General features: G+C 68.6%; 26 protein-coding genes. 10 read left to right on the top strand and 16 right to left on the bottom strand.

Translation table 11 applies throughout. The features are described 5' to 3' along the window. Positions 1–159: 159 nt before the first annotated feature. Together ASF30_RS19635 and ASF30_RS19630 are read left to right on the top strand one after the other, a co-directional pair. Positions 160–1,146: an FKBP-type peptidyl-prolyl cis-trans isomerase gene (locus ASF30_RS19635; protein WP_055910794.1), complete on the top strand. Its 987-nt coding sequence runs from the start codon at positions 160–162 to the stop codon at positions 1,144–1,146. Between the two features lie 204 nt (positions 1,147–1,350). Next, positions 1,351–1,839, top strand: a complete 489-nt coding sequence (locus tag ASF30_RS19630; protein WP_200918496.1) for a GNAT family N-acetyltransferase — start codon at positions 1,351–1,353, stop codon at positions 1,837–1,839. Between the two features lie 112 nt (positions 1,840–1,951). Here ASF30_RS19630 and ASF30_RS19625 read toward each other — a convergent pair whose 3' ends face one another. The 4 genes from ASF30_RS19625 to ASF30_RS19610 are packed head-to-tail and all read right to left on the bottom strand — an operon-like array spanning position 1,952 to position 6,602. Further along, on the bottom strand, positions 1,952–3,316 hold the full coding sequence (locus ASF30_RS19625) for a dihydrolipoamide acetyltransferase family protein (protein WP_055910790.1): 1,365 nt from the start codon (positions 3,314–3,316) through the stop codon (positions 1,952–1,954). A 10-nt stretch (positions 3,317–3,326) separates the two neighbouring features. Beyond that, complete coding sequence (locus tag ASF30_RS19620; RefSeq protein WP_082468142.1) at positions 3,327–4,385, bottom strand: alpha-ketoacid dehydrogenase subunit beta; 1,059 nt, start codon at positions 4,383–4,385, stop codon at positions 3,327–3,329. Then, positions 4,382–5,515 (bottom strand): thiamine pyrophosphate-dependent enzyme, encoded by a 1,134-nt coding sequence (locus ASF30_RS19615; protein WP_055910788.1) that lies wholly within the window; start codon positions 5,513–5,515, stop codon positions 4,382–4,384. Before ASF30_RS19615 ends, ASF30_RS19620 begins: the two co-directional genes overlap by 4 nt. Before the next feature lie 4 nt (positions 5,516–5,519). Next, positions 5,520–6,602: a histidinol-phosphate transaminase gene (locus tag ASF30_RS19610; RefSeq protein ID WP_055911064.1), complete on the bottom strand. Its 1,083-nt coding sequence runs from the start codon at positions 6,600–6,602 to the stop codon at positions 5,520–5,522. A 139-nt stretch (positions 6,603–6,741) separates the two neighbouring features. On the opposite strand from ASF30_RS19610, the gene ASF30_RS19605 reads away from it, so the two are divergent. Next, the gene (locus ASF30_RS19605) at positions 6,742–7,131 is read left to right on the top strand and encodes a phage holin family protein (protein ID WP_055910786.1); all 390 of its coding nucleotides are present in this window, start codon (positions 6,742–6,744) and stop codon (positions 7,129–7,131) included. Between the two features lie 33 nt (positions 7,132–7,164). Here the strand turns inward: ASF30_RS19605 and ASF30_RS19600 are convergent, their stop codons facing one another. Next, positions 7,165–8,661: a hypothetical protein gene (locus tag ASF30_RS19600; RefSeq protein WP_055910784.1), complete on the bottom strand. Its 1,497-nt coding sequence runs from the start codon at positions 8,659–8,661 to the stop codon at positions 7,165–7,167. After that, on the bottom strand, positions 8,658–8,945 hold the full coding sequence (locus ASF30_RS19595; protein ID WP_055910781.1) for a hypothetical protein: 288 nt from the start codon (positions 8,943–8,945) through the stop codon (positions 8,658–8,660). The genes ASF30_RS19600 and ASF30_RS19595 overlap by 4 nt, the downstream gene beginning before the upstream one ends. Before the next feature lie 134 nt (positions 8,946–9,079). Here ASF30_RS19595 and ASF30_RS19590 point away from each other — a divergent pair, with 134 nt between their 5' ends. Beyond that, positions 9,080–9,607 carry a low molecular weight protein-tyrosine-phosphatase gene (locus ASF30_RS19590; RefSeq protein WP_055910779.1) on the top strand — a complete coding sequence of 176 codons (528 nt, stop codon included), beginning with the start codon at positions 9,080–9,082 and terminating at the stop codon, positions 9,605–9,607. A 2-nt stretch (positions 9,608–9,609) separates the two neighbouring features. On the opposite strand, the gene ASF30_RS19585 is transcribed toward ASF30_RS19590, so the two are convergent. Continuing rightward, a complete protein-coding gene (locus ASF30_RS19585) occupies positions 9,610–10,632 on the bottom strand; it encodes an aminoglycoside phosphotransferase family protein (protein ID WP_235480408.1) in 1,023 nt (340 codons plus the stop codon). A gap of 81 nt (positions 10,633–10,713) precedes the next feature. Between ASF30_RS19585 and purB the strand changes: the two genes are divergently transcribed. After that, the gene (purB, locus tag ASF30_RS19580; protein WP_055910775.1) at positions 10,714–12,093 is read left to right on the top strand and encodes an adenylosuccinate lyase; all 1,380 of its coding nucleotides are present in this window, start codon (positions 10,714–10,716) and stop codon (positions 12,091–12,093) included. A 30-nt stretch (positions 12,094–12,123) separates the two neighbouring features. On the opposite strand, the gene ASF30_RS19575 is transcribed toward purB, so the two are convergent. The 3 genes from ASF30_RS19575 to ASF30_RS19565 all read right to left on the bottom strand — a co-directional run bounded on the left by ASF30_RS19575 (position 12,124) and on the right by ASF30_RS19565 (position 14,186). Further along, positions 12,124–12,456, bottom strand: a complete 333-nt coding sequence (locus ASF30_RS19575) for a hypothetical protein (protein WP_121003401.1) — start codon at positions 12,454–12,456, stop codon at positions 12,124–12,126. Then, on the bottom strand, positions 12,453–13,082 hold the full coding sequence (locus tag ASF30_RS19570; protein ID WP_055910773.1) for an HdeD family acid-resistance protein: 630 nt from the start codon (positions 13,080–13,082) through the stop codon (positions 12,453–12,455). Before ASF30_RS19570 ends, ASF30_RS19575 begins: the two co-directional genes overlap by 4 nt. Before the next feature lie 192 nt (positions 13,083–13,274). Then, positions 13,275–14,186, bottom strand: coding sequence for an NAD-dependent epimerase/dehydratase family protein (locus ASF30_RS19565; protein ID WP_055910771.1), 912 nt, complete (start codon positions 14,184–14,186; stop codon positions 13,275–13,277). A gap of 91 nt (positions 14,187–14,277) precedes the next feature. On the opposite strand from ASF30_RS19565, the gene ASF30_RS19560 reads away from it, so the two are divergent. Beyond that, entirely contained in the window at positions 14,278–14,631 is a 354-nt protein-coding gene (locus ASF30_RS19560) for a MerR family transcriptional regulator (RefSeq protein ID WP_055910769.1), read from the top strand. A 42-nt stretch (positions 14,632–14,673) separates the two neighbouring features. Here the strand turns inward: ASF30_RS19560 and dnaB are convergent, their stop codons facing one another. The 6 genes from dnaB to ASF30_RS19530 form a co-directional block, all read right to left on the bottom strand. Then, positions 14,674–16,047 carry a replicative DNA helicase gene (gene dnaB / locus ASF30_RS19555; protein WP_055910767.1) on the bottom strand — a complete coding sequence of 458 codons (1,374 nt, stop codon included), beginning with the start codon at positions 16,045–16,047 and terminating at the stop codon, positions 14,674–14,676. A 503-nt stretch (positions 16,048–16,550) separates the two neighbouring features. Next, positions 16,551–17,003, bottom strand: coding sequence for a 50S ribosomal protein L9 (gene rplI, locus ASF30_RS19550; protein WP_055910765.1), 453 nt, complete (start codon positions 17,001–17,003; stop codon positions 16,551–16,553). Positions 17,004–17,014: 11 nt separating this feature from the next. Continuing rightward, positions 17,015–17,275 (bottom strand): 30S ribosomal protein S18, encoded by a 261-nt coding sequence (gene rpsR, locus ASF30_RS19545; protein ID WP_055823856.1) that lies wholly within the window; start codon positions 17,273–17,275, stop codon positions 17,015–17,017. Positions 17,276–17,339: 64 nt separating this feature from the next. Then, the gene (locus tag ASF30_RS19540; RefSeq protein WP_055910763.1) at positions 17,340–17,840 is read right to left on the bottom strand and encodes a single-stranded DNA-binding protein; all 501 of its coding nucleotides are present in this window, start codon (positions 17,838–17,840) and stop codon (positions 17,340–17,342) included. Positions 17,841–17,845: 5 nt separating this feature from the next. Beyond that, positions 17,846–18,235 carry a 30S ribosomal protein S6 gene (rpsF, locus tag ASF30_RS19535; RefSeq protein WP_055910761.1) on the bottom strand — a complete coding sequence of 130 codons (390 nt, stop codon included), beginning with the start codon at positions 18,233–18,235 and terminating at the stop codon, positions 17,846–17,848. Between the two features lie 190 nt (positions 18,236–18,425). Continuing rightward, complete coding sequence (locus ASF30_RS19530) at positions 18,426–19,859, bottom strand: CCA tRNA nucleotidyltransferase (protein WP_055910759.1); 1,434 nt, start codon at positions 19,857–19,859, stop codon at positions 18,426–18,428. Between the two features lie 83 nt (positions 19,860–19,942). On the opposite strand from ASF30_RS19530, the gene ASF30_RS19525 reads away from it, so the two are divergent. The 4 genes from ASF30_RS19525 to trxA all read left to right on the top strand — a co-directional run bounded on the left by ASF30_RS19525 (position 19,943) and on the right by trxA (position 25,484). After that, positions 19,943–22,396, top strand: a complete 2,454-nt coding sequence (locus ASF30_RS19525; RefSeq protein WP_157497537.1) for a DUF6049 family protein — start codon at positions 19,943–19,945, stop codon at positions 22,394–22,396. Further along, complete coding sequence (gene murJ, locus ASF30_RS19520) at positions 22,389–24,002, top strand: murein biosynthesis integral membrane protein MurJ (protein WP_055910754.1); 1,614 nt, start codon at positions 22,389–22,391, stop codon at positions 24,000–24,002. Before ASF30_RS19525 ends, murJ begins: the two co-directional genes overlap by 8 nt. Positions 24,003–24,127: 125 nt before the next feature. Next, the gene (trxB, locus tag ASF30_RS19515) at positions 24,128–25,108 is read left to right on the top strand and encodes a thioredoxin-disulfide reductase (RefSeq protein ID WP_055910753.1); all 981 of its coding nucleotides are present in this window, start codon (positions 24,128–24,130) and stop codon (positions 25,106–25,108) included. Positions 25,109–25,160: 52 nt separating this feature from the next. Further along, complete coding sequence (gene trxA, locus ASF30_RS19510) at positions 25,161–25,484, top strand: thioredoxin (RefSeq protein ID WP_055911062.1); 324 nt, start codon at positions 25,161–25,163, stop codon at positions 25,482–25,484. Positions 25,485–25,503: the final 19 nt, after the last annotated feature.

Genomic DNA, 25,503 nt, shown 5'->3' with positions numbered 1-25,503 from the left:
GATCGACGGTAGTGGCTAATGATAATGATTGTCAAAACCAACAGTCGCCCGTCAGGTGTCGCATGGCTCTCGGCAAGCACTCTGCCAGCCTCCTGCCAGCCCACTCACCAGTGCGCCCGATAGCCTGTCGAGGCTCACGCCCTCAAACGAAAGTGACTCATGCGTCGTCGCACTGCGCCCGTTCTCGCCTCTCTCGCCGCCGTGGCGCTCATCGCCACCCTCGCGGCGTGCTCGAGCGACTCGCCGACCCCTGCATCGTCGACGGCCGCCGCTGCCGCCGACGTCGACGTCTGCGCGACCCCGTCGGGGAAGGCATCCGATGCTGTGAAGGTGTCGACAGACCTCAAGGCCGAACCCACGGCGACCTTCGACAAGGGCCTCACCTCCTCCGAGACCGAGCGCACAGTCGTCGTCAAGGGCAAGGGCGACGAGCTCGCCGCCGGCGGCAGCGCCTCGGTCGCCTACGTGGTCTTCAACGGCACCACCGGCGACAGGATCGACGCGGCCGGGTACGACGGGGGAGTGACGCCCACCTTCACGGCCAGCGTCAACTCGTTGATGGCCGGCCTCGCCAAGTCGATCGGCTGCGTGACCGAGGGCTCGCGCGTCGTCTCGGTCATCCCGCCCGCCGACGCCTTCGGCACGACCGGCAACTCCGACCTCGATGTCGCGGCGGATGACTCCCTCGTCGTCGTGCTCGACGTCAAGGATGTCGTTCCGAGCAAGGCGTGGGGCGCCGACCAGCCCGCACCCGAGGGCCTCCCGACGGTGAAGCTCGCCAAGGACGGCACCCCCGCCGTGACCCTGCCCAAGGGCGACGCCCCCACCGAGCTGAAGATCGGCGTCCTCAAGAAGGGCGACGGCGCCGTCGTCGCCGATGACGCCACAGTCACCGTGCAGTACCAGGGCACCAAGTGGTCTGACGGATCCATCTTCGACCAGAGCTGGGGCCGCGGCGCGAGCTCGTTCGCCCTCTCCGGCGTCGTGCCCGGATTCGCGAAAGCCATCGCCGGCCAGACCGTCGGCTCGCAGGTCGTCGTGGTCATCCCGCCCGCAGAGGGCTACGGCGAGAAGAGCGACAGCAACACCGCCGAGCTCGCCGGCGAGACCCTCGTCTTCGTGATCGACATCCTCGCGACAAGCTAGCCTCCGCCCGAGCATCCGAAGCCCCGTCGTTCCTCGGATCGGCGGGGCTTCGTCGTGTCCTGTTCGCGCGGCGAGCCGCCCACGCCATCGATTCCGAGCCGCGCGCCTCGAATTTCAGCCGCGGCGGCACGCTTCGGTAGCGCAGCGTGCCAGCAGGGCACGAGAGCGACCGCGCGCGAGTCGCTCGCCGTACGCTGGATGTCGATGCCCGTCCTCACCCCGCGCCTCCTGCTCGAGCCGTACACCGTCGCCCACGCCGAACGCATGCTGGCCGGCGATCCCGCCGGCTCCGACCGGTGGGCGGACGGCTATCCTTTCGCCGACGAGCTCGACGTCGCCCGCCTGTACCTGCGCATCGTCGCCGAGCATGGCGACCCGGCACCGTTCGGGCCCTTTGTCGTGCGGCTGCGCGGGACGAGCGAGGCGATCGGCGGGGTCGGATTCTTCGGGCCTCCGGATGCCGCCGACGGCGCCGTCGAGTTCGGGTACGGCCTGGTGGCCTCGGCACGCGGCCTCGGCCTCGCGACCGAGGCCGTCGTCGCTGCCCTCGAACTGGCCGCCGAGCATGGAGCCCGCGTCGCGCGCGCCGACACCACGCCGGCGAACGTGGCATCGCAGCGTGTCATGGAGAAGGCGGGCATGACGGAGGTCGAGCGCTCGGCGGCATCCGTCGCTTACGAAGTCAGGTTCTGAGAACTCGCGCCCCGATCGCGCGACACTGCTCGCCGCGCTGTCGACCCTCGGCTGCGCGCCTCCGATCTCAGCAGCGCGTTGCAGTCTCGGCAGCGCACCGCGAGAGCCCCGCCTACTCCAGCAGCAGCGCCGGCTCCTCGATGATCGACGCCACGTCGGCGAGGAAGCGGCTGGCGACATCGCCGTCGACCACGCGGTGATCGAACGACGCACCGATCGTGGTGACCTGGCGCACGCGCACCTCCCCGTCGACGACCCACGGCTTGGGCTTGATGGTGCCGAGCGCCACGATGCCGACCTCGTCGGAGTTCAGGATGGGCGTTCCGGTGTCCATGCCGAAGACGCCGATGTTCGTGATGGTGATGGTGCCGCCGGCCATCTGGGCCGGGCTGGTCTTGCCCTCGCGGGCGGTGATGGTGAGCTGCTCGAGCGCCGAGGCCAGCTGCACCATGCTCATGGCCTGGGCGTCCTTCACGTTCGGCACGATGAGTCCGCGCGGGGTCGCCGCGGCGATGCCCAGGTTGACGTAGTGCTTGACGATGATCTCCTCATCGGTCCACATGGCGTTCACCGTGGGGTTGCGGCGCACCGCCCAGATGATGGCCTTCGCCATCACCAGCAGCGGGGAGATGCGGATGCCGGCGTAGTCGGTTCCGGCCTTGAGGCGCTTCACGTACTCCATGGTGCGCGTCGCGTCGACGTCGACGAACAGGCTCACGTGCGGGGCGCTGTAGGCGCTCTTCACCATGGTCTGCGCGATCATCTTGCGCACGCCCTTGACGGGGATGCGCTCCTCGCGGGTGTCGGGCCACTCCGGCGTCTGGATGTTGCGGAACACGCTCACCTGGCTGGCCTCGCGGATGACGTCGTCGCGGGTCACATCACCGACGGGCCCCGTGGGGGTGACGATCGAGAGGTCGACCCCGAGGTCCTTCGCGAGCTTGCGGATCGGCGGCTTCGCCAGCACGGGGCCGACGGATGCCGCGGGCGCCGGGCGCTCGAGCGGCGCCGCGCTGGTCTGGTGCACCGGCGTCGGGGCGAGGTGCTCGTGCGCCGTCGGGGCTGTGCGCGTGCGGCGTCGGCGGGTGCCGCCGGAGGCCGAGCTGCCATGACCGACGAGCATGGGCTCCGGCTTCTCGGCTTCGCCGGCGGGTGGCGTAACCACATCGACCGGTGTCGCGGCGGCGGGGGGAGCAGGAGCCTGAGCCGGCGCCGACGCCGACGCCGCGCCCGCGGCATCCGTCGCCACCGTGATGATGGCCGTGCCGACATCGACGGTCTGCCCCTCGGCCACGAGCAACGCGCCGACGACGCCCGCGTACGGCGACGGCAGCTCGACCAGAGACTTCGCGGTCTCGATCTCGACGAGCACGTCGTTGACGGCCACGTTGTCGCCGGGGGAGACGCGCCACTGCACGATCTCGGCCTCGGTGAGTCCTTCACCGACGTCCGGCAGGCGGAAGGTCAGGTCGCTCATGGGGAGCCTCTCAGTACGCCAGGGCGCGGTCGACGGCCTCGAGCACCCGGTCGGGGCTCGGCAGGAACTGCGTCTCGACAGCGGCCGGTGGGAAGGGGGTGTCGTAGCTCGACACTCGAAGCACCGGAGCCTGCAGCAGGTAGAAGGCGCGCTCGGCCACGGTCGCGGCGATCTCGGATCCGACGCTCACGAATCCTGACGCCTCCTGGGCGACGACGAGGCGCCCGGTCTTCTCGACCGACGACAGGATGGGGCCGTAGTCGAGCGGTGAGATCGAGCGGATGTCGATGACCTCGAGGCTGGTGCCCTCCTCGGCGGCGATGTCGGCCGCTTCGAGCAGGGTGGTGACCATGGCCCCGTGGCCGACGACCGTGACATCCGTTCCCTGGCGCACGACACGGGTGGCGTGCAGGGGAGTGGGCTGGCTGTCGAAGTCGACGACGCCCTTGGGCCAGTACCGGCTCTTGGGCTCGAAGAACAGAACCGGGTCGTCGCTGCGGATGGCCTGCTGGATCATCCAGTAGGCGTCGTTCGGCGTCGAGGGGCTGACCACGCGAAGGCCGGGGGTGTGCGCGAAGTACGCCTCCGGGCTCTCCTGGTGGTGCTCGATCGAGCCGATGTGTCCGCCGTAGGGCACCCGGATGACGACGGGCATGGTGACGCCGCCCTCGTGCCTGTTGCGCATGCGCGCCAGCTGGGTGGTGATCTGGTCGAACGCGGGGAAGATGAAGCCGTCGAACTGGATCTCGATCACAGGCCTGTAGCCGCGCATCGCGAGGCCGATCGCCGTGCCGACGATGCCGGACTCGGCGAGCGGTGTGTCGAGCACGCGCTTGTCGCCGAACTCCTGGATGAGTCCCTCGGTCACGCGGAACACGCCACCGAGCGGGCCGATGTCCTCGCCCATCATGAGCACCTTGGGGTCGTCGAGCATGGCCTGGCGGAGGCCGGCGTTGATGGCCTTGCCGAGAGGCAGGCTCTCGGTGCCGGTGCGGCGAGCTGGCGCGGTCGCGTCCGAATCGCCTGTGCCGGTGACGGATGCGGCGGGCCTGGTGTCGGTGTCTGTCATGACTGCGCCTCCTCGAAGGATGCCTCGTACGCCTCGAACCAGGCGCGCTCCTCGATGAGGGTCGCGCTGGCCTCGGCGTAGACGTTGTCGAAGATGACGTCCTGGTCGGGTGCCACCACCTCGAGTGCGCGTCGGCGCGTGTCGGCGGCGAAGTCGGCCGCTTCCTCCTCGACGTCGTCGAGGAACGCCTGGGCGACACCACGGTTCTCGAGGTAGGCCTTCAGCCGCACGATCGGGTCCTTCGCGACCCAGTCGGCGAGGTCGGCGTCGAGCCTGTACTTGGTGGGGTCGTCTGCCGTGGTGTGGGCCCCGACGCGGTAGGTCATCGCCTCGATGAGGGCGGGGCCATGCCCTGCCCGGGCGTCATCGAGGTGCTTGGCGGTGACGACGTAGCTCGCGAACACGTCGTTGCCGTCGATGCGGTTCGACCGCATCCCGAAGCCGTGCCCGCGCAGCGCGAACGGCGTGCGTGACTGGCGGCTCGCCGGCACGGAGATCGCCCAGCCGTTGTTCTGCAGGAAGAACACCTGAGGTGTCTGATAGCTGGCGGCGAAGACGAGCGCCTCGTTGGCATCGCCCTGCGACGATGCTCCGTCGCCGAAGTAGACGATCACGGCCTCGTCGCGCTCGGGGTCGCCGGTGGCCGTGGCTCCGTCGAACTGCATGCCCATGGCGTACCCGGTGGCGTGCAGCGTCTGCGACGCGAGCACCAGCGTGTAGAGGTGGAAGTTGCCGTTCTCCTCGGGAACCCAGCCTCCCAGGGTGAGTCCCTTCAGCATCCGCAGCACGTCGACGACGTCGAGTCCGCGCATCTTGCCCACGACGTGCTCGCGGTAGGACGGGAAGATGTGGTCCTGCGGGCGGGTGGCGAAGGCCGATCCCACCTGGGCGGCCTCCTGGCCATGGCTCGGCACCCAGAGCGCGAGCTGCCCCTGGCGCTGCAGGTTGGCTGCCTCGCGGTCGAAGCGGCGGATGACGACCATCTCGCGGTAGAAGCGTTCGTGGTCTGCATCGGTCAGGCGCTCGAAGTACGGCAGGAACTCCTCGGCCGCCTCGTTCGGGGCGAAGGTTCCATCCGGCGCGAGCAGCTGCACCGTCGGCACGCTGAAGTCGTTCGAGTTGGCTGCCATTTCTCTACGCTATCCGCCGGGCGGAGTGCCCTTCTGGTAGAGAGCGCACAATCTCTCCTGAGATCTGTAGGAGTTTGTCCACCGATTCTTCCTCTCCGATCGACACTCGGATGCCTTCAGGTGCGAAGGCGCGCACCACGAGTCCGGCCTCGAAGAGGCGCTCGGCCGCTGCGGTGGTGTGCTCGCCGGTCGGCAGCCAGATGAAGTTGCCCGACGGCTTGGGGGCGTCCCAGCCCTGCTCGATCAGGCCGCTGTAGACGGTGTCGCGGCGGGCGACGATGTGGCGCACGCGCTCGAGCAGTTCGTCCTCGGCGTCGAGTGAGGCGATGGCGGCCGCTGAGGCCTGGCCCGTGACGGACAGGGGGATGGCCGTGGCACGGGCGGCATCGAGCACGGCCACGGGCCCGAGCGCGTATCCGACTCGGAGGCCCGCCAGTCCGTACGCCTTGGAGAAGGTGCGCAGCACGACGAGGTTCTGGTGGCGAGCCAGCAGCGGGACGCCGTCGACGGCACGGGGATCGGTGACGAATTCGGCGTAGGCCTCGTCGAGCACCACGAGGACGTCCTCGGGGACGTCGGCGATGAAGGCCGAGAACTCCTCGGCCGAGACGACCGATCCCGTGGGGTTGTTGGGGGAGCAGACGATCACGAGGCGTGTGGCGTCGGTCACCGCAGCCGCCATCGCCGGGAGGTCGTGGGCATGGTCGGCGCGATTCGGCACCTGCACGCTGGTGGCACCGGCCACGGTGACGAGACCGGGGTAGGCCTCGAAGGAACGCCACGAGTAGACGACCTCGTCGCCGGGGCCGGAGGTGGCGAGGATGAGCTGGGCGAGCAGTGCGACGGACCCGGCGCCGATGTGCACCTCGTCCGCGGTGCGGCCGAAGCGCTCCGCGAGCTTCTCCCGCATGGCCAGAGCGCTGGCGTCCGGGTAGCGGTTGAAGTCGGATGCCGCGGCGACGGCCTCTCGAACGCCGGGAAGCGGGTCGTAGGGGTTCTCGTTGCTCGACAGCTTGAAGCCGTCCGGCGCGGCGGCCCGCCCCTGCCTGTAGGCGGGGAGCGCGGCGATCTCGGGGCGCAGGCGGATGCCGGCGGACGGCGCAGCAGGAGTGGGGGGTGTCGCAGCGGTCACGCTGACGAGTCTAGACACGGCCGATTCCACGGCGGGCATGCGATTCAGGCTGAAGATCCGCGGGGCCACGGATGTTCGATGCCATAGTTGAGGAATGGCATTCTTCCTGCGTCTCATCGTCAACGCCCTGGCGCTGTGGTTGACCACGGTGATCGTCTACGGCGGTGTGCACATGACCCCATACGAGGACACCCCCGTCGCCACTGTGCTCACCTACCTGATCGTCGCCCTGATCTTCGGCCTGGTGAACGGCATCATCGGCACCGCCATCAGGATCGTGGCCTTCCCGCTCTACATCCTCACGCTGGGCCTGTTGTCGCTCGTCGTCAACGCTCTGCTGCTGCTCCTGGTGTCGTGGATCAGTGGCCTCATGGGCTTCGGGCTCACCGTCGACAACTTCTGGTGGGCCGTGCTCGGAGCACTCGTGCTCTCGATCATCGCCGCGATCCTCGGCATCTTCATCCGCCCGCGCGCCGCCGACTGACGACCCGGAACGAGAGCTCGGCGACCCGCAGCGTCACCGCCGCTCGCCCCGCCACCAGCTTGCCGCTCCGACACCGGCCCCTGCACCCGCCGAGGCCCCGATGATGCTGTCGCGCACCGCCGCCAGCCGTGGATCCTGCGCGGCATCGACCATCGCCGCGGTCTCCTGATACGACGTCAGCGCGTGGGCCGGCACCGGACCCTCGGTCGGCCCGCTTCGCCCGGCGAGGTACTCCCGCCGCGCGACCAGGTGCTCCGGCGAGGGATCAGCGTCGCCGTAGCCGCCGAGGGCCGGCACGATGTCGTCACTGTGCTCGATCTGCAGCAGCGGGATGTCTGCGGGCACCGCGAGCTGGGCGATCGGCGCCCCGGCCGTCACCAGGCCCGAGACGTCGTAGCGGCCGTCGTTCGCGAGTTGCGCGGCGAGGAGTCCGCCCTGCGAATGCCCGACGGCGACGATGCTGTCGCCCTCGGCGACGCCGGCCTGGTCGAGGGCATCGAGCACGGCGCGGTAGGAGCCCGAACCCGCTCCTGCCACGGCGTGCACATCGGAGGTGAGGTCCCAGGGCTCGGTGGAGCCGACAGGATCCCACGAGATGGTGCCGCCGATGTAGGCGACCCAGTGCGGATCGTCGCCACCGTAGCGCTCCACGCGCACCTGCGGTCCCCCGGGCACCGACGGAGGCACCCGCGTGACCATCTCGGCGACGCTGACCGGCGCCACCACTGCGGCGCCCGCTGCTGGACCGATTGCGGCACCGCGACGCGTCCGGGTCGGCAGGCGTGAACCGTCGGCGGTCACCTGGCCGACGCGCACCGGCGTCTCCCGGACGGCGCCGACCATGCCCGCGAGCACCGTGAGACCGAAGGCCGACGTGCCGACGCCGAACACGTCGAGTCCGGAGTCGCCCAGCGCCTGGCTGAGGGGGTACGGCAGCCGCACGACACCACCCGCCGCGTCGTCGACAGACGACACCAGCATCCGCATCAGGGCCACCGACTCCGGTGAGTTGAGCAGCCGGGAGTTGCATTCCAGCCAACCCGCCGGATCATCGACGGGCCGGCCGAGCAGTCTGTTCACCCCCTGCACGAAGAACCAGGCCAGCACCACGTCGACGGCCAGCAACCCGCCACCCCAGAGCAGCGCCGGCAGCATCCCCACGGCGAGGAAGCCGCCCACCCAGCCGGCGAATCCGCCGAGAGCCTGCTGCAACCCGAGGCTGCGGCGTTCCACCTCGCCGTATCCCTCGGCCGAGCGATCAAGGGCGTCGGCGATGCTGCCGGCATCCGCTGACACTGTGCGAGCCGCCGAGCATGCGTCATCGAGGGCGATCACCAGCCCGCTCGACCCGCCGAGCCAGGCGAGAGTCCCCAGGGCCTGCGTCCAATCGGTTCCGGATGCCGAGATGCTGCGCAGCCGCGCCGCGAGGGCCGACAGCTCCTCGGTCGCGACAGCCGTCGAGCCACCTCCCGACACCATCAGCGGACCGCCCGGTGCCGGGGCGCCGTCGAGTGCGGAACTGACGCTCACCCGGCACCCGGCGATCCGGTCGCATCGAGCGCGTGCAGTCGGTATCGCACGAGCGCCGCCGCCTCGTCGATGCGCGCCGAGAGTGTCCCGAGTTCTCCACGGAGTTCGGCCACCCTGACGGCGCACGCGTCCCTGGCCGGGGAGTGCCAGACGCCGGGCTCGAGCACCGCCAGGCCGATGGCGTCGTCGACCTCGACTCGCAGTCGCGCCAGCACGCGCGCCTGGCTCTCGAGGTCGACCCGCTCAGCCGGGGTGAGCAGCGCATCCGTGCCGATCGGCTGCATCCGTCACCCCCTCGTCTGCGTCATGCACTGATGCGAGCCTGGCGACCTCACGGACCCAGGGGAGGATGCCGAGCCCGATCGGGGGGCGAGTGGTCACGCTCCGCCACTGTGCAGGAGTCCCGCCGTCGGACAGAATGGGTGCCATGCCCGCTGGCCCCACGGACGACGCGACGCCGTTCCGCATCTCTTTCGTGTGCACCGGCAACATCTGCCGATCGCCCATGGCCGAGGTGACCATGCGCGAACAGGTCGCCCAGGCCGGACTGTCGGCGCAGGTGCAGGTGTCGTCGGCCGGCACCGGCGATTGGCACGTCGGCGAGCGGGCCGACGAGCGCACCATCGCGGCGCTGCACGAGCACGGCCTCGACGGCTCCCAGCACCGTGCCAGGCAGTTCGATCCGCTCGCCTTCGACGACTACGACCTGGTCGTCGTGTTCGATCGCTCGCAGGAGAGGATCCTGCGCAACTGGGCCCAGAACGACGATCAACGCGACAAGGTGCGGATGCTGCTCAGCTTCGACCCCGAGCAGGCAGCGCTGCGCGATGTGCCCGACCCGTACTACTCCGACCGCGACATGTTCGATGCCGTGCTCGTGATGATCGAGCGTGCCACGGCATCGCTGTTCCGGCAGTTGGCCCCGGCACTCCGGCAGCAGGGCTGAACTCAATCCCGCAGCAGGACCTGCGTCACCGCGTGCCGGCCGATGGCGGCGATGGGCCCGTCGCCGTCAGTGGACTCGGCCACGGCCGATGCCCAGATCAAGGCCCACGCCCGAGCACGCTGCCAGGTCGCCTCGTCGCGCCGCCCCAGCTCGTCGATGCGCGCCCTGAAGGCCGCTCGACCTGCTGCGTCGAAAGCCAGCCACGCCACGGCGAGGTCAGTCGCCGGATCGCCGGCCGTGAGATCGCCGAAGTCCACGACCGCCACGAGCGACGCGTGGTCGGCGAGGTCGGCGTGGTCGGCGAGGTCGGCGAGGTCGGCGAGGTCGGCGCTGGAAGGGGGAGCGGCATCCGTCACCACGATGTTCGCCGGATGCAGGTCGCCGTGCACCCACTGCGGTGGCCCGCTCCACGGCTCGACCTGCACGAGGTGGTCCCAAAGCACGGCCAGCTCGGCGGCGTGCTGCATCCGGCCTCCGGCCAGCCGATCCCACACGACGTCCTCACGCTCGGCGAGCGGCACTCCCCGGTAGGGGTTGTGCGGTGCGCCGCTCGGAGCCGGAACGGCGAGGGCGTGCACGAACTCGGCCAGTGCCTGCGCCATGCCCGTGCGCTCGGCCGGGTCGATGGACGCCGCCGACCTGCCATCGAACCACGGCACGATCGACCACGGCCACCCGAACTCCGGCGTCGGGCTTCCGGCGTGCACCGGCAGCGGGACCGGTGTCGGCACGCGCTCAGCGATGGACGGCAGCCAGAGCTGCTCGTGCTCGATGAGGTGGGCGGCCGAGCGACGCCGCGGCATCCGCACGGCGAGGTCGTCGCCCAGCCTGAAGACCGCGTTGTCCCAGCCGTTGGCGACCAGGCGCAGCGGTCCGGCGAGGTCGGGACGCTGGGCCCGCACGAGGCGATCGACGAGATGCGGATCGACGTCGATGTCGGCATCCGGAGCATCGGGCACAGCGGTTCCCCTCTCCGCGGGATCGATCGGGTGCCACGACGCCACCGATGCCTTTGGGATGCCCACGCTTTCTTGGGATGATAGGGGAGTCGGCGCTGCGGCGCCCACCTCCTCCTTCCCCCTCCCGAACTCAGACAGGGATCCTCCATGAGCCTGCCCGCCCAGCCCCTCAGCCCGCTCGACGGCCGCTACCAGAGCGCAGTCTCCGAACTGGGCGAGTTCCTCTCCGAGGCCGGACTCAACCGTGCGCGCGTGCACGTCGAGGTCGAGTGGCTCCTCTACCTCACCGACCGCAGCTTCTTCGGTTCCTCCCCGCTGACGGATGCGCAGAAGTCGGCGCTCCGTGCTCTCGCGAGCGACTTCGACCAGGCCTCCATCGACGCCATCGGTGCCCATGAGGCTCGCACCCGCCACGACGTGAAGGCCGTGGAGTACTTCGTGCGGGATGCGCTGCACGTGCTCGACCTCGACGCCATCGCGGAACTCACGCACTTCGCCTGCACCAGCGAGGACATCAACAACCTCTCTTACGCCCTCATCGTGCGCGACGCCGTCACCACGGTCTGGCAGCCGAAGCTCGCCGCCGTCATCGACGCCATCACCGCCCTGGCGATCGAGCATCGTGCCGTGCCGATGCTCGCGCGCACCCACGGCCAGCCGGCGACGCCCACCACGATGGGCAAGGAGCTCGCGGTGTTCGCCCACCGCCTGGCCCGGGTCTCGGCTCAGGTGCAGGCGTCGGAGTACCTCGGCAAGTTCTCCGGAGCGACCGGAACCTTCGCCGCGCACCTGGCTGCTGCTCCGGATGCCGACTGGCGCGCGATCTCCCGCGAGTTCGTCGAGGGCCTCGGCCTGGACTGGAACCCGCTCACCACGCAGATCGAGTCGCACGACTGGCAGGCCGAGCTGTACGGCCGCATCTCGCACGCCAACCGCATCCTGCACAACCTGGCCACCGACATCTGGACCTACATCTCGATGGGCTACTTCCGGCAGATCCCCGTCGCCGGTGCGACGGGGTCATCGACCATGCCGCACAAGATCAACCCGATCCGGTTCGAGAACGCCGAGGCCAACCTCGAGCTCTCCTCCGCCGTGCTCGACTCGCTCGCGGCGACGCTGGTGACCAGCCGCCTGCAGCGCGACCTCACCGACTCGAGCGCCCAGCGCAACATCGGCGTCGGATTCGGGCACTCACTGCTCGCGCTCGACAACATCCAGCGCGGCCTGCGCGAGATCGCCCTCGCCGAGGAGGTTCTCGCCGCAGACCTCGACGGCAACTGGGAGGTTCTCGGCGAGGCCGTGCAGACGGTCATCCGGGCCGAGGTCGCCGCCGGCCGCTCATCGATCGAGGACCCGTACGCCAAGCTCAAGGACCTCACCCGCGGCCACCGCATCGGCGCCGCCGACCTGGCCGAGTTCGTCTCCGGGCTCGACATCGGCGACGAGGCAAAGGCTCGCCTGCTGGCGCTCACGCCTGCCGGCTACGTCGGGCTGGCCTCCGAGCTGGTCGACTACCTGGGCTGACCCGCGTTCCTGCGCCGGTCCCCGAGACCCTCAGTGCCCTCGGGTGCCGGGGGTCTCGCCGTCGGTGCCGGTCTCGCCGAGCGGGCCGGGGGTCGAGCCTGCAGCATCCGCCGCGCCCTGATTCTGCTCGGCGATGTCGGCGTTCTCCGTCTCATCGGGCTTCAGCGTGATGGCGAACATCGCCAGCACCACCAGCACGATGATGAACACGGCGCCGGCTCCGATCGCGGCGAGCACGGGCTCCCGCGTGACCATGAGTACGACGAGCCCGAGGAACACGGCGGCGATGGCAGCGCCGCCGACCATCTCCAGCGGACGGAGAACGTCGCGACGACTCGGCTGCGGAACGGGGGACTGGCTCATGCGACTTCTTCGGTTTCGGGGGTGACGCGGGCGCCGTCCCATTTGAGGGAGAACCCCGCGATGGCGAGGTAGACGCCGAGGATCACGAGGTAGGCGCCGAGGAGGCCCACGGCCACCACGGCGTTGGGTGGCAGCAGCAGGTACGCGATGGCGAAGATCGCCGTCAGTGCACCAGCGGTGATCCAATCGCGCGCCACGCTCGGACGGCGGGCAGCGGCGTCGGTGCTGGCACTGGTGCCGGCCAGGGCGCGGTCCGTGCGACCGCGCTCACGGATGCCGGCGTAGAGCTCGACGAACCCTGTGATCGCAGCCCAGACACTCACCAGGTAGAGGTAGAGCGGGAGTCCGGCGCCCTGGAAGCTGAGCGCCAGAAGGCCGGCCACTGCAGTGACGATGCCGTTCATGAGGAACAGCGTGCGTGCGAGGCCCGACAGGGTGCGAAGCGCCAGCGCTCCGAGGACGACGCCGGAGACGACGGCCCAGCATCCGAAGACGACGAGTCCGAAGTCGGCCGAGTGATCGGGGATGAAGGTGATCGCTATGGCCGGGAGGAACGCGAGAACGGCTCGCACCACGGGGACGATCCAGTACCGCGCTGAATAGGCGGCGGCATCCGAGTGGGCCACGCAGCGACCTTTCGAGAGGAATTCGGGAATCGTGTCCCAGTCTAATCGCGCTGGGGAGGCCGTCGACGTCGGCCGTGGATGCACGTGGACGGGGCGGTTTGCGAAACAGGGGCAGGGTGCGGCGCGAGACGCCGGCGCGGGGGAACGAGCGTGCAGCGCGGACGGCCGGGTGGAACGGTTCCGGTTTGGACATCACGCCCCCGCCTTCACGGTCGCAGCGCCGGACCCACGGTAGCTCCCGGTCCGAATGTCGTCGAGGATCGACTCCCCGACCGGTGCCCACTCGAACGTCCTCCTCGCCTTGTCACCGGCGAGGGTGCCCGGAGCACCGAGGATGAGCGAGAGGGGGCCGAGCACCGCTGTCGCTCTCTCGCGGGGAAGGGAGACGGCCTGCGCCCCGGTGCTCGCGCTGATCGCTTCCGCGAGTTCCCGCATCGTGAATCGATGCTCCCCTTTCGCGTTGAACACGCCGGGCGTCGGCCGCCCGAGGACGGCGACGTACAGGTTCGCGAGGTCGTCGACGTGGATCGCATCCCAGGGCTGGGCACCGTCTTCGACGAAAGCGGCCGCACCCGTCGTTGCGGCGGCGCCGATCAGCCCGGTCACGAGGCCAGAACCCGCGCGTCCGTGCACGAGAGCGGCCCGGATCACGATCGGAGTGATGCCCGCAGCGCTCAGCACGACACGCTCGGCCTGGATTTTGACGGGCTGCGCGCTACGCTCCGGCAGGAGTGCGTCTTCGTCGCGAGGCTGGCCGGGATCGATCCCGTAGACCAGTCCCGTACGCGTGTACAGCACCGGCTTGTCGATTCCAGACGCACCCGCACCTGCGACAAGGGCGGTGACTGCGCTGAGCTCCGTCGCCGCCTCGGACATGCTCCCGTCGAATCCCGCATGCACCACCGCATCCGCCGACGTGGCAGCAGTGCGAAGCACGTCGGTATCGTCCAGCGAACCGCGGACGGCGTTGGCGCCTGCATCGGTCAGCCGTTCGGCACCCGCGGCGGTACGCGCGAGCGCGCTGACGTCGTGCCCTGCGGCAAGCAACCGTTCCAGCAGAACCGAACCCACGTACCCGGTGCCGCCTGTGAGGAAGATCCTCATCTCTCATCCTTTCCGTGCGGGACACTGCCCGGACAGGAACGACGCTAAAGTGTGACGCTAACGTCAATGTCAAGATGGAAGGTGCGGCGTCATGAGAATCGGAGAGCTCAGTCGCCAGACCGGCGCGAGTCCCCGTGCGATCCGCTACTACGAACAGACCGGTCTGCTGCAGTCCGAGCGGCAGTCGAACGGATACCGCGAGTTCGATGACACCGCCATCCAGATCGTCACCACGATCCGCACCCTCTTCGAACTCGGCTTCCCATCAGAGCTCGTCTCCCGCGTGCTCCCCTGCACCGGAGAAGCCGGCCCCATCGCCGGGGAGTGCAGCGCCCTGATGCAGCGTGTCATCGAGATCCGCGACGAGATGGACGAGAAAGCCCGACGCCTCGACGCCACCCGCGACCAGCTGACCCAGTTCCTCGAGACCGCGGATCAGCGATAGCGGCAGTCACCAACTCGCAGCCGGGACGACCTCCCAGGGCTCCTACGCCTGCGCGAGGTCCGCGAAGCGCGAGAAGTGGCCGTGGAACGCGACGGTGACAGTACGGGTCGGGCCGTTTCGGTGCTTGGCCACGATGAGATCGGCCTCGCCAGCGCGCGGATTGTCCTTCTCGTAGGCGCTCTCGCGGTGGAGCAGGATGACCATGTCGGCATCCTGCTCGATCGAGCCGGACTCGCGCAGGTCGGAGATGGCCGGCAACTTGTCGGCGCGCTGCTCTGGTCCACGGTTCAGCTGCGAGAGCGCGATGACCGGAACCTGCAATTCCTTCGCGAGCAGCTTCAACGCGCGGGAGAACTCCGAGACCTCCTGCTGGCGGCTCTCGACGCGCTTGCCGCTCGTCATGAGCTGCAGGTAGTCGATGACGACCATCTTGAGGCCGATGCGCTGCTTGAGGCGGCGGCACTTGGCGCGGATCTCGACGAGAGTGAGGTTGGCCGAGTCGTCGATGTAGAGCGGGGCGTCATTGATGCGACCGCGGGTCGAGGCGATCGTGGTCCAGTCGCGGGAGTCGACGGTTCCCTTGCGCATGCTCTGCAGGGGAACGGATGCCTCGGCCGCGAGCAGGCGCATGGCGATCTCGGAGCGGCCCATCTCGAGGGAGAAGAAGATCGTGGGCATGTTGTTGCCGATGGCGGCGGCGCGGGCGAAGTCGAGGGCGAGCGTCGACTTTCCGAGGGCAGGACGCGCGGCGACGATGATCATCTGGCCGGGGTGGAAGCCGTTGGTGAGGTCGTCGAGGTCGGCGAAGCCCGTCGGCACGCCGGTCATCTTGCCGTCGGTGTGCTTCGCGGCCTCGATCTCGTCGATGGCCACGGTGACGGCATCCGTGAGGGGAACGTAGTCCTCGGTCTCGGTGTTGCCGTTCACCGCGTAGATCTCGGCCTGGGCATTGTTGACCAGGTCGAGCGGCTCGCCCTCGGCCGCGTAGCCCATCTGCACGATGCGGGTGCCCGCCTCGACGAGGCGGCGGAGCAGAGCGCGCTCGGCGACGATCTCGGCGTAGTAGCCGGCGTTGGCCGCCGTCGGCACCAGGGCCGTGAGGGTGTGCAGGTACTCGGCCCCGCCGGCCCGCGAGAGCTCACCGGTCTTGGAGAGCTCGTCGGTGACGGCGATCACGTCGGTGGGTTCACCGTGCGAGTAGAGCGAGAGGATGGCGTCGTAGATGAGTTCGTGCTTCGGCACGTAGAAGTCGTTGCCGCGCACGGACTCGACCACATCGGCGACGGCGTCCTTCGACAGCAGCATTCCGCCCAAGGCGCTCTGTTCGGCCAGCAGGTCGTGCGGGGGAGTGCGTTCGGCCTTCCGAGCGTCATCGCCGTCCCACGGTTCGGCGAGTCCAAGGTGGGCGATCGACACTCGGTTCCTCCAGGATGCTGCAATTGTCGTGCCGGTGCTGCGGCGTTGGTGTCCGGGCCGTGCAGGACGCCGGATGAGGCGTTCCATGACCATCAGAACAGCACCCGCCGACAGTGCGGTCGACCGCCGGTGGGAGCCGGCCGAGACCACCGGAATCGATGGCGATGGCCAACACTACGGACGGTGTCGACGTCCATCAACTCGCCCTGTGGATAACGCTGTGGGAAAAGTGGGCGAAACGCCGGGCTGCATGTGCAAAGCCTGTAGAAACAGCTGTGGAAACCAAACTATTTTCGGAGTAGAAATAACCTTTGACCGGGCGTTTAATCCACTCACACCTGTGTGTGGAAAGTTGTTTGAACGTGTGGCTGAAGGTCGCTCATCTTCCCACAGGCCTGTGCACAGAATTGGGGGTAACTCAGGCCTTCGCAGCTTGTGCAATGCCCTTAAACAGGTGTAGCGACGGACCAGAGGTCCGTCGCTACACCGAGGTGTTCGCTGCCTTACTTGGCGGCGACCACCTGAAGGGTGATCGTTGCCGAGAGCTCGTCGAAGAGACGAACCGTCGCCTGGTGCTCACCGACCGACTTGATGGGGTTCGAGAACTCCACCTTGCGCTTGTCGATGGCTCCGAGGCCTGCAGCGGCCACGGCGTCTGCGACATCAGCCGTCTTGACGGAGCCGAAGAGACGTCCCTCAGCACCCGCCTTCACGACGAGCTTGACCTTGGTGCCCTCGAGGGCGTTCTTGAGGGCGACTGCCTCGTCGTGCGTCGCGAGCTCACGAGCGACACGGGCCGCCTTGATCTGCTCGACCTGCTTCTCGCCGCCACGGCTCCACGAAACCGCGAAGCCCTGGGGGATGAGGTAGTTGCGGGCGTAGCCGTTCTTGACCTCGACGACATCACCGGCAGTGCCGAGGCCGGTGACCTCGTGCGTCAGAATGAGTTTTGACATGTCGGTGCTCCTTAGCGGCCGCTGCCGGCGTACGGCAGCAGGGCCATCTCGCGGGCGTTCTTGACGGCACGGGCGATGAGGCGCTGCTCCTGCACGGAGACGCCGGTGATACGGCGGGCGCGGATCTTTCCACGCTCGGAGATGAACTTGCGAAGCGTCGCGACATCCTTGTAGTCGATGACGCCGACGCGGATGCTCTTGGCGGGGGCGGCGTTCTTGCCCTTGCCTCCGCGGAGCGGCTTGCGGCGGTCGCCGCTGCTCTTTCCAGCCATTGTTATTCCTTAGTTGAAGTAATTCTGCAGCGGATGCCGAGAGGCATCCGTCAGGCCAGATGGCCTAGAAGGGGGTCTCGTCGCTGTAGCTGCCCGGGGTGGCCCAGACATCCGAGCCGCCGGAAGCGGCGGCGGGTGCACTCGGTGCCCACGGCTCGTCGGAGCCGCCAGCAGGGGCGCCTCCACCACGAGGGCCGGACGACTGTGCGCGAGTCAGCGAAGCGGTGGCGTACCGGAGCGAGGGACCGATCTCGTCGATCTCCAGCTCGAAGGTGGTGCGCTTCTCGCCTTCCTTGGTTTCGTAGGAACGCTGCTTGAGACGCCCGGAAGCGATGACACGGGAACCCTTGGTGAGGGACCCTGCGACGTGCTCGGCGAATTCACGCCAGACGCTCGCGCGCAGGAACAGAGCCTCGCCATCCTTCCACTCGTTCGACGCACGGTCGAAGCTGCGAGGAGTGGATGCGATGGTGAAGTTGGCAACCGCCAGTCCGCCCTGCGTGTAACGCAGTTCGGGATCTGCAGTGAGGTTGCCCACCACGGTGATTACGGTCTCGCCGGCCATCGGGACTAGGCGTCCTTCTCGACCTTGGGAGCCTCGACCTTGGGGTTGGCTGCCTTGCGGGCGGCCTTCTCGTCGGCGAGCTTCTTGGCGGCGGCCACCTGGGCGATGCCCTCTTCGGCGCGGAGCACCTTGGTGCGCATGACTGCCTCGCTGAGACCCAGCTGGCGGTCGAGCTCCGACGTGGTTGCCGGCTCTGCGGTGAAGTTGACGACGGCGTAGATGCCCTCGTTCTTCTTGTTGATCTCGTAGGCGAGACGACGACGGCCCCAGATGTCGACGTTGTCGATGGATCCACCATCGTTACGCACCACATTGAGGAACTTGTCGAGGCTCGGAGCGACGGTGCGCTCATCGATCTCGGGATCGAGGATGACCATCAATTCGTACTGATGCATGACTAACCCACCTCCTTCGGACTGAACGGCTGCAGTATTTCTGCAACAGGAGGGTTGTGCATGTGTTGATTCGTGGAGGCCGCACAATCGCGGCACACGGGCAACCTTCCCAGAGTAACGGATGCGGCGCTTCCGCGCACCTCGGCGCCGGCATCCGCCACGAACTCCCAGCCAGGGGAGCGGGCGACGATCAGGCGGGGGAGCGCTCGGCCCACCAGGTTCGCAGCCGTTCGGTCGCCACCTCGTCGCCCAGCGGCCCCTCGTCGAGACGCAGCTCGAGCAGGAAGCGGTACGCCTCGCCGACCTCTCGACCCGGACGGATGCCGAGGATCGCCATGATCTGCTCGCCGTCGAGGTCGGGCCTCACGGCCGCGAGCTCCTCCTGCTCGGCGAGCTCCGCCATCCGTCGTTCGATGTCGTCATAGGCGAAGGCGAGGCGGTCGGCCTTGCGCTTGTTGCGGGTGGTGACATCGGCTCGGGTGAGGATGTGCAGGCGCTCGAGCTGGTCCCCGGCGTCTCGGACGTAGCGGCGGACTGCGGAGTCGGTCCAGGCACCCTCGGTGTAGCCGAAGAAGCGCAGGTGCAGCTCGATCAGACGGGAGACGGCTGCGATGGTGTCGTTGTCGAATCGCAGCTCGCGCAGCCGCTTGCGGGCCAGCTTCGAGCCGACGACGTCGTGGTGGTGGAAGCTCACCACCCCGCCGGCCTCGAGCTTGCGCGTGGCCGGCTTGCCGATGTCGTGCAGCAGGGCGGCGAGCCGCAGCGTGAGGTCGGGGCTGGTGAGGTGACCCCGTGCCTTCTCGTAGCCGATCGCCTGCTCCAGCACGGTGAGGCTGTGCTGGTACACGTCCTTGTGGTGGTGGTGCTCGTCGACCTCGAGGCGCAGCGCCGGCAGCTCGGGCAGCACGAAGGCCGCGATCCCCGAGTCGACGAGCAGTTCGAGGCCGCGACGCGGCTCGTCGGTCCTCAGCAGCTTGGAGAGCTCCTCGTTCACCCTCTCGGCCGAGATGCGGCGGATGCTGGGGGCCAGGTCGATGAGCGCTGCCTCGGTCTCCTCGTCGACGAGGAAACCGAGCTGGGCCGTGAAGCGGCAGGCGCGCATCATCCGGAGCGGGTCGTCGCCGAAGGAGACGGCAGGGGAGGACGGGGTGCGCAGTCGACCCTCGAGCATGTCCTCGATGCCGCCGGACGGGTCGACCAGCTGCATCTCCGGCAGGCGCAGCGCCAGGGCGTTCACGGTGAAGTCGCGGCGCACCAGGTCGTCCTCGAGGGACGCACCGAAGACGACGTCCGGCTTGCGGCTCTCGCCGTCATAGCTGTCGGCCCGGTAGGTGGTGACCTCGACGGTCTCGCCGGCGATCTTCGCGCCGATGGTGCCGAACGCTCGTCCGATGTCCCAGTGCGCCTCACTGATGGGCGCGACGATCGCGAGGATCTGCTCGGGGGTGGCATCGGTGGTGAAGTCCAGATCGTGCGCGACGCGACCGAGGAAGGCGTCGCGCACAGGTCCGCCGACCAGGGCCAGCTCGTGCCCGGCCTCGGCGAACGCGGTCGCCAGACGCGAGACGGTGGGGGAGGCGGCGACCTCACCCAGCCGCTCGAGGGCTGCCGCGACGCTCTGCATGCCTCCATGGTAGGCGGTCGAAGAATGACCGCTCGGCTCGGCGCACAGGAGCCACGCGGGCCTCACGCCGTAGAATCGCACGCATGATGGCCGACACCGATGCTGCGCGTCGGTGTGCACCTTCCGCCACCTCCCCCCGCCGGATGCGCTTGCGCGCGACCTCGATCGCGGCTCTCGGAGGCCTCTCCCTGGCCGTCTTCGGACTCGTCGTCCCGCCGGCCTCCGGGGCCGTCTCGTCGTCAGGCCCGGCCGCTGTCGCCGCCGCTGCGGCAGGGGATGATGTGTCGGTCTCGATCGCCACGGAGCCGGAGATCGGCCCGGGCCAGGACCTCGCGGTCACGGTGACCATCACGAATTCCGGCATGACGGCGATCGAACCAGGCTCCGTCGAGGTCGTGCTCGATCCCGACCGCATCGGCACCCGCGCCGGCCTCGATGCCTGGCTCTCCCCCTCTGCCGAGGACCTCGACGCCGGAGCGGATGCAGAGGGCCCGTCGGTCACGGTGGCCACACCGCGCCTGGCGGCGGCCGGCAACACGACGCTCACCGCATCCATCCCCGCCTCCTCCATCGGGCTCACCGGATCCGAGTGGGGCGTTCGGGGCCTCGCGGCCTCGTACACCTCGGGCGACTCCGAGGTGGCCGAGGGTCGCGGCATAGTCACCTGGTACGCGGGCGAGCAGACCACGATCACGCCCGTGGCCGTGGCCATGACCATCACCGCCCCCGTCGGAACCGCGGGCCTGCTGAACGCCGACGAACTCGCCCAGCTCACCCGACCGGGCGGTCTCCTGACGCGTCAGCTCGACGGCGTCGTGGGGCGCGATGTCGCCGTCGGTATCGATCCGATGGTCATCGCGTCGATCCGACTGCTGGGAACGAGTGCCCCCGAGAGTGCGGTCTCCTGGCTCGAACAGCTCGCCGGCATCGACAACGAGACCTTCCCGCTCGCGTGGGCCGACGCCGATGTCTCCGTTCAGGCCCAGGCCGGTGTGACGGAGCTGCTCGGGCCGACCTCGCTCGACTACGCCATCGACCCGGCGAACTTCTCCGGCGAGACTGTCGCACCCACTCCCACGCCGACGCCCACAGCCGAGTCCGAAGCGCCCGACGCGAAGCCCAGCTCCACCGGTTCAGGGGTACGCAGCACGGATGCCGCAACACCGAGTCCCACGGACAGCCCGAATGCACCCACGGTGTCACCAACAGACGCCATGCCGACGACCCTCCCGTCGCTGGCCGACCTGCTCGCGTGGCCGTACACCGCGACGAACGTCGCCTGGCCCGCCGCGGGAAGCGTGGCGGCATCCGACCCCGCCGTGTTCTCGGCCAACGGATTGACCACCACGATCATCTCGAGTTCCGAGTTGGCGGATGCCGGCACGGCGACCCCGCGCGCATCGGCTGTCGCAGGTGACGCGCGAGTGGCGCTGGCCGACGACCGGCTCTCGACGGCATTGAGCGCGGCCGTCGGCGCTGTCACCGACCTCGAGTGGCGCACGGCCATGGACGAGGTCGCTGCCACCCTCGCCATCGCATCGGCCGAGGGGACGGCGGAGTCGACGGTGCTGGCCGCCCTCGACCGGGGCTGGCCGCCGACCTCGACCCGGTTGCCGGCCACCCTCGACGCCCTCGCGCAGCTCGCCTGGGCTGCCCCGGCACCGCTGCTGTCCTCACTGGGCTCACCGGCGGCATCCGTCACCATCGGCGACGACGGCGAAGCAGCGGCGCGCATCGGGGCCGTTCCGCCCCTCCTCGATGACGAGGCGCAGCTCGCAGCGTTCTCGACAGCGCTCACGGATCCCGCGCTGCTCACCGGTCGCGAGCGCTCGGAGTTGCTCGGCCTGCTCGCCGTCGGCTGGATCCCGCAGCCGGAGACCTGGAACGACGCCCTCTCCGAACATCGCACGGCGAGTGTCGCGACACTGAACTCGGTGTCGGTGTCTCCGTCGAGCGAGGTGCTGGTCGTCGGCAGTCCCACCTTCATCCCGGTGTCCATCCGCAACGACTTCACGTCCGAGGTCAACGTGCACGTCGAGGCCACGCCGTCGAACGGACGCCTCGTCGTCGACCGCGGAGTCGACGTGACGGTGGAGGCCGGTTCGAGCGCGTCGGTGAAGATCCCCGTCAGTGCGCAGGTGGGCAGCGGGAAAGTCTCGCTCACCATCGCCATGACGAGCGCGACCGGCGTCGCGATCGGCCAGCCCTACACCGTCGTCGCCAATGTCCAGGCCGACTGGGAGAGCCTCGGCGCCGCCATCCTCGGCACCCTCGTCGTGCTGTTCTTCGGTTTCGGCGTCGTGCGCACCATCCGTCGTCGACGACGCGAGAGGGCTGCTGCTGAGACGGATGCCGCCGGCACGGCCCCGGCCGCTGCGGGCGAACCGGACGATGTGGTTACACCTCCGCTCGCCGATGCCGGCGGGGCGAAACCCGATGATGCGGTTACGCCGGAGGAGGGCTCGGGCGAGGCCACGGAAGGCGTCTCTGAGGGCGACGGCGACGACTCCACTGATCCCGAGGAGCCGCGTGGCTGACGGCATCGGGCGCGCCAGCGCCTTCCTCGCCTCCGGCACGATCGTCTCGCGCATCCTGGGGTTCGTGAAGGTCATCATCCTGGCCGGAGTCATCGGAGCGGTCGGACAGGGCGCTGACGCCTTCGCCGTCGCCAATCAACTGCCGAACACCGTGTACGTGATCGTGGCGGGTGGCGTGCTCTCCGCCATTCTCGTCCCGCAGATCGTCCGATCAGCCGTGCATGCTGACGGCGGAGCCGGCTACATCAACAAACTCCTCACCGTGGCCCTCATCATCCTGGCGGCGACGACGGTCGTCGCCACACTGCTCGTCCCCGTCATCACGAACCTGGCGAGCAATTTCCGCAACCCGGGCCAACAGGACCTCGCCATCGCACTCGCCTATTGGTGCATGCCGCAGATCTTCTTCTACGGCCTCTACACGGTGCTGGGCGAGGTGCTCAACGCGCGGCGTTCATTCGGCCCGTTCACCTGGGTCCCGGTGTTGAACAACGTCATCGCCATCGCCGGCCTGGTCGTCTTCGCGGTCCTGTTCGGATCCGACGGCACGGGATCGAGGACTGCAGTCGACTACACGCCGGCCATGATCGGGGTGCTTGCCGGCAGCGCCACGCTGGGCGTCATCGTGCAGGCAGTGTCGCTGTTCTACTTCTGGCGGCGCATCGGCCTGCGCTATCGGCCCGACTTCCGCTGGCGCGGCGTCGGCCTTCGTGCCACCGGAAAGCTGGCCGGTTGGACGTTCGGGATGCTCCTCCTCACGACTGTCGCCGGCCTCGTGGAGAGCCGCGTGGTGAGTTCGGCATCCGGGAACGAGGCGTCGACAGCAGCGCTCAGCTTCGCCTGGCTCATCTTCATGCTTCCGCATTCCGTCATCACCGTCTCCATTGCGACTGCCTACTTCACCGGAATGGCCGAGCATGTGTCCGCGGGGCGCTTCGGGCTGCTGCGCACCGACGTCTCGGCCGCGATTCGGGGGATCAGCCTGATCATCGTGCTGGCCGCTGTCGGCATCGGCGTCTGCGCCTATCCGATAGGCGCCGTCTTCGCCCCGGTCTTCGAGCAGCAGATCGCCGTGGGCAACGTGGTCATCGCCTACATCCTCGGATTGGTCGCTTTCTGCATCCTGTTCGTCCTCCAGCGAGCGTTCTACGCGCTCGGTGACACCCGCACCCCGTTCTACTTCACGCTCGTCCAGGTCGTCCTCGTCATCGCTGGTGTGCTCGCGTGCGGACTGCTCCCGATCGAGTGGATCGCGGCGGGGGTCGCGTTGGTCGTGAGCATCGCCGGAATCGTGCAGATGTTCATCGCGGCCTTCCTGTTGCGCCGCCGACTCTCGGGCATCGATGGCCGCCACATCCTGCAGTCCCTCACGAAGTACGCCGTCGCGGCCGTTCTGCCCCTGATCGCCGGAATCGCACTGCTCGTGGCACTGGGCGGGACATCTCCCGGCGGATTCGCCCTGTCCAGCCGCATCTCCGCCGTGCTTTCCATGGTCGTCATCGGCATCGTCATGAGCGCCTTGTACTTCGGCGCCCTGTGGATCATGCGTTCGACCGAACTGCGCACCTTCGCCGACCCTGTGATCGCTCGCTTCCGTCGCAGCTGAGTCGGCCTCTCCGCGCCGCTCCCATCCTCCTCACAGCTCTGGAATAGCACCCCCGTACACTGTGTTGTACCCAACAGCCAGGCGTCCGAATGGGCGCCACGGTCTTGTGATCCAAGGAGTTTCACGTGCGTCAGCTCATCATCATCGGCTCTGGCCCCGCCGGTTTCACCGCTGCGATCTACGCGGCGCGTGCCCAGCTCCAGCCGCTGCTCATCGCCAGCTCGGTGCAGGTCGGTGGCGAGCTCATGAACACGACCGAGGTCGAGAACTTCCCCGGATTCCCCGCAGGCATCCAGGGCCCCGAGCTCATGATGCAGATGCAGGAGCAGGCCGAGAAGTTCGGCACCGAGGTCGTCTACGACGACGTCGTCAACCTGGAGCTCGACGGCGACATCAAGAAGGTCACGCTCGGCTCGGGCGAGACGCTCGAGGCGCAGGCCGTGATCTTCGCGACAGGCTCCGCCTACCGCAAGCTCGGCCTCGAGGACGAGGAGCGCCTCTCGGGCCGCGGCGTCTCCTGGTGTGCCACGTGCGACGGCTTCTTCTTCAAGGAGAAGGTCATCGCTGTCGTGGGCGGCGGCGACTCCGCCATGGAGGAGGCCACCTTCCTCACCCGCTTCGGCTCCAAGGTGATCGTCATCCACCGCAAGGATGAACTGCGCGCCTCCAAGATCATGCAGGAGCGCGCCTTCAACGACCCGAAGATCGAGTTCATCTGGAACAGCGAGGTCGTCGGCATCACGGGAACGGATGCCGCCACCGGCCTGGTGCTCCGCGACACCGTCACCGGCGAGCAGAGCGAGATCGAGATCGGCGGGCTGTTCATCGCTATCGGCAACGACCCGCGCACGCACCTGGTGCACGGTCAGCTCGAGCTGACAGCAGAAGGCACGATCGCGGTCGACGGTCGCTCGTCGAAAACGTCTCTGACCGGCGTATTCGCTGCGGGAGATGTCATCGATCCCACGTACCGCCAGGCGATCACCGCCGCAGGATCGGGAACTGTCGCCGCCCTCGACGCCGAGCACTTCCTGGCATCGATCCCCGAGATCCTGCCCAGCGGCGTCGTCCCGGCGGACGCCGACGCTCTCGTCGCCACCCACTGATCTCGCGGGTCACTCGACCCGCGCACCCGACATCCACAGAAGGAGAATGAACATGACTGCACGTGCCGTCACCGAAGCCACATTCGACGCCGAGGTCCTGAAGAGCGAGAAGACGGTTCTCGTCGACTTCTGGGCGGAATGGTGCGGCCCCTGCCGCGCCGTCTCTCCCATCCTCGACCAGATCGCGTCCGAGCACTCCGACAAGATCGACATCGTCAAGGTCAACGTCGACGAGAACCCGCAGCTCGCGATGAAGTACCAGATCACCTCGATCCCCGCGTTCAAGGTCTACCAGGCAGGCGAGGTCGTCAAGACCGTCATCGGCGCCAAGCCGAAGCCCGCCCTCGAGGCCGACCTCGCCGCCTACATCTCGTAGCCGGCCGCTCGAACGACTC

Origin of the sequence: Leifsonia sp. Leaf264 (assembly GCF_001422325.1) — a bacterium.
Classification (GTDB): Bacteria; Actinomycetota; Actinomycetes; order Actinomycetales; family Microbacteriaceae; genus Orlajensenia.
This window is presented reverse-complemented; position numbering and strand designations above follow the sequence as displayed.

What these genes read in the sequence shown, in the direction of transcription:
- ASF30_RS19635 (WP_055910794.1), top strand. Translation starts at nt 160, where the DNA reads ATGCGTCGTCGCACTGCGCCCGTTCTCGCCTCTCTCGCCGCCGTGGCG.
- ASF30_RS19630 (WP_200918496.1), top strand. Translation starts at nt 1,351, where the DNA reads ATGCCCGTCCTCACCCCGCGCCTCCTGCTCGAGCCGTACACCGTCGCC.
- ASF30_RS19625 (WP_055910790.1), bottom strand. Translation starts at nt 3,316, where the DNA reads ATGAGCGACCTGACCTTCCGCCTGCCGGACGTCGGTGAAGGACTCACC.
- ASF30_RS19620 (WP_082468142.1), bottom strand. Translation starts at nt 4,385, where the DNA reads ATGACAGACACCGACACCAGGCCCGCCGCATCCGTCACCGGCACAGGC.
- ASF30_RS19615 (WP_055910788.1), bottom strand. Translation starts at nt 5,515, where the DNA reads ATGGCAGCCAACTCGAACGACTTCAGCGTGCCGACGGTGCAGCTGCTC.
- ASF30_RS19605 (WP_055910786.1), top strand. Translation starts at nt 6,742, where the DNA reads ATGGCATTCTTCCTGCGTCTCATCGTCAACGCCCTGGCGCTGTGGTTG.
- ASF30_RS19595 (WP_055910781.1), bottom strand. Translation starts at nt 8,945, where the DNA reads ATGCAGCCGATCGGCACGGATGCGCTGCTCACCCCGGCTGAGCGGGTC.
- ASF30_RS19590 (WP_055910779.1), top strand. Translation starts at nt 9,080, where the DNA reads ATGGGTGCCATGCCCGCTGGCCCCACGGACGACGCGACGCCGTTCCGC.
- purB (WP_055910775.1), top strand. Translation starts at nt 10,714, where the DNA reads ATGAGCCTGCCCGCCCAGCCCCTCAGCCCGCTCGACGGCCGCTACCAG.
- ASF30_RS19575 (WP_121003401.1), bottom strand. Translation starts at nt 12,456, where the DNA reads ATGAGCCAGTCCCCCGTTCCGCAGCCGAGTCGTCGCGACGTTCTCCGT.
- ASF30_RS19565 (WP_055910771.1), bottom strand. Translation starts at nt 14,186, where the DNA reads ATGAGGATCTTCCTCACAGGCGGCACCGGGTACGTGGGTTCGGTTCTG.
- ASF30_RS19560 (WP_055910769.1), top strand. Translation starts at nt 14,278, where the DNA reads ATGAGAATCGGAGAGCTCAGTCGCCAGACCGGCGCGAGTCCCCGTGCG.
- rplI (WP_055910765.1), bottom strand. Translation starts at nt 17,003, where the DNA reads ATGTCAAAACTCATTCTGACGCACGAGGTCACCGGCCTCGGCACTGCC.
- rpsR (WP_055823856.1), bottom strand. Translation starts at nt 17,275, where the DNA reads ATGGCTGGAAAGAGCAGCGGCGACCGCCGCAAGCCGCTCCGCGGAGGC.
- ASF30_RS19540 (WP_055910763.1), bottom strand. Translation starts at nt 17,840, where the DNA reads ATGGCCGGCGAGACCGTAATCACCGTGGTGGGCAACCTCACTGCAGAT.
- rpsF (WP_055910761.1), bottom strand. Translation starts at nt 18,235, where the DNA reads ATGCATCAGTACGAATTGATGGTCATCCTCGATCCCGAGATCGATGAG.
- ASF30_RS19530 (WP_055910759.1), bottom strand. Translation starts at nt 19,859, where the DNA reads ATGCAGAGCGTCGCGGCAGCCCTCGAGCGGCTGGGTGAGGTCGCCGCC.
- ASF30_RS19525 (WP_157497537.1), top strand. Translation starts at nt 19,943, where the DNA reads ATGATGGCCGACACCGATGCTGCGCGTCGGTGTGCACCTTCCGCCACC.
- trxA (WP_055911062.1), top strand. Translation starts at nt 25,161, where the DNA reads ATGACTGCACGTGCCGTCACCGAAGCCACATTCGACGCCGAGGTCCTG.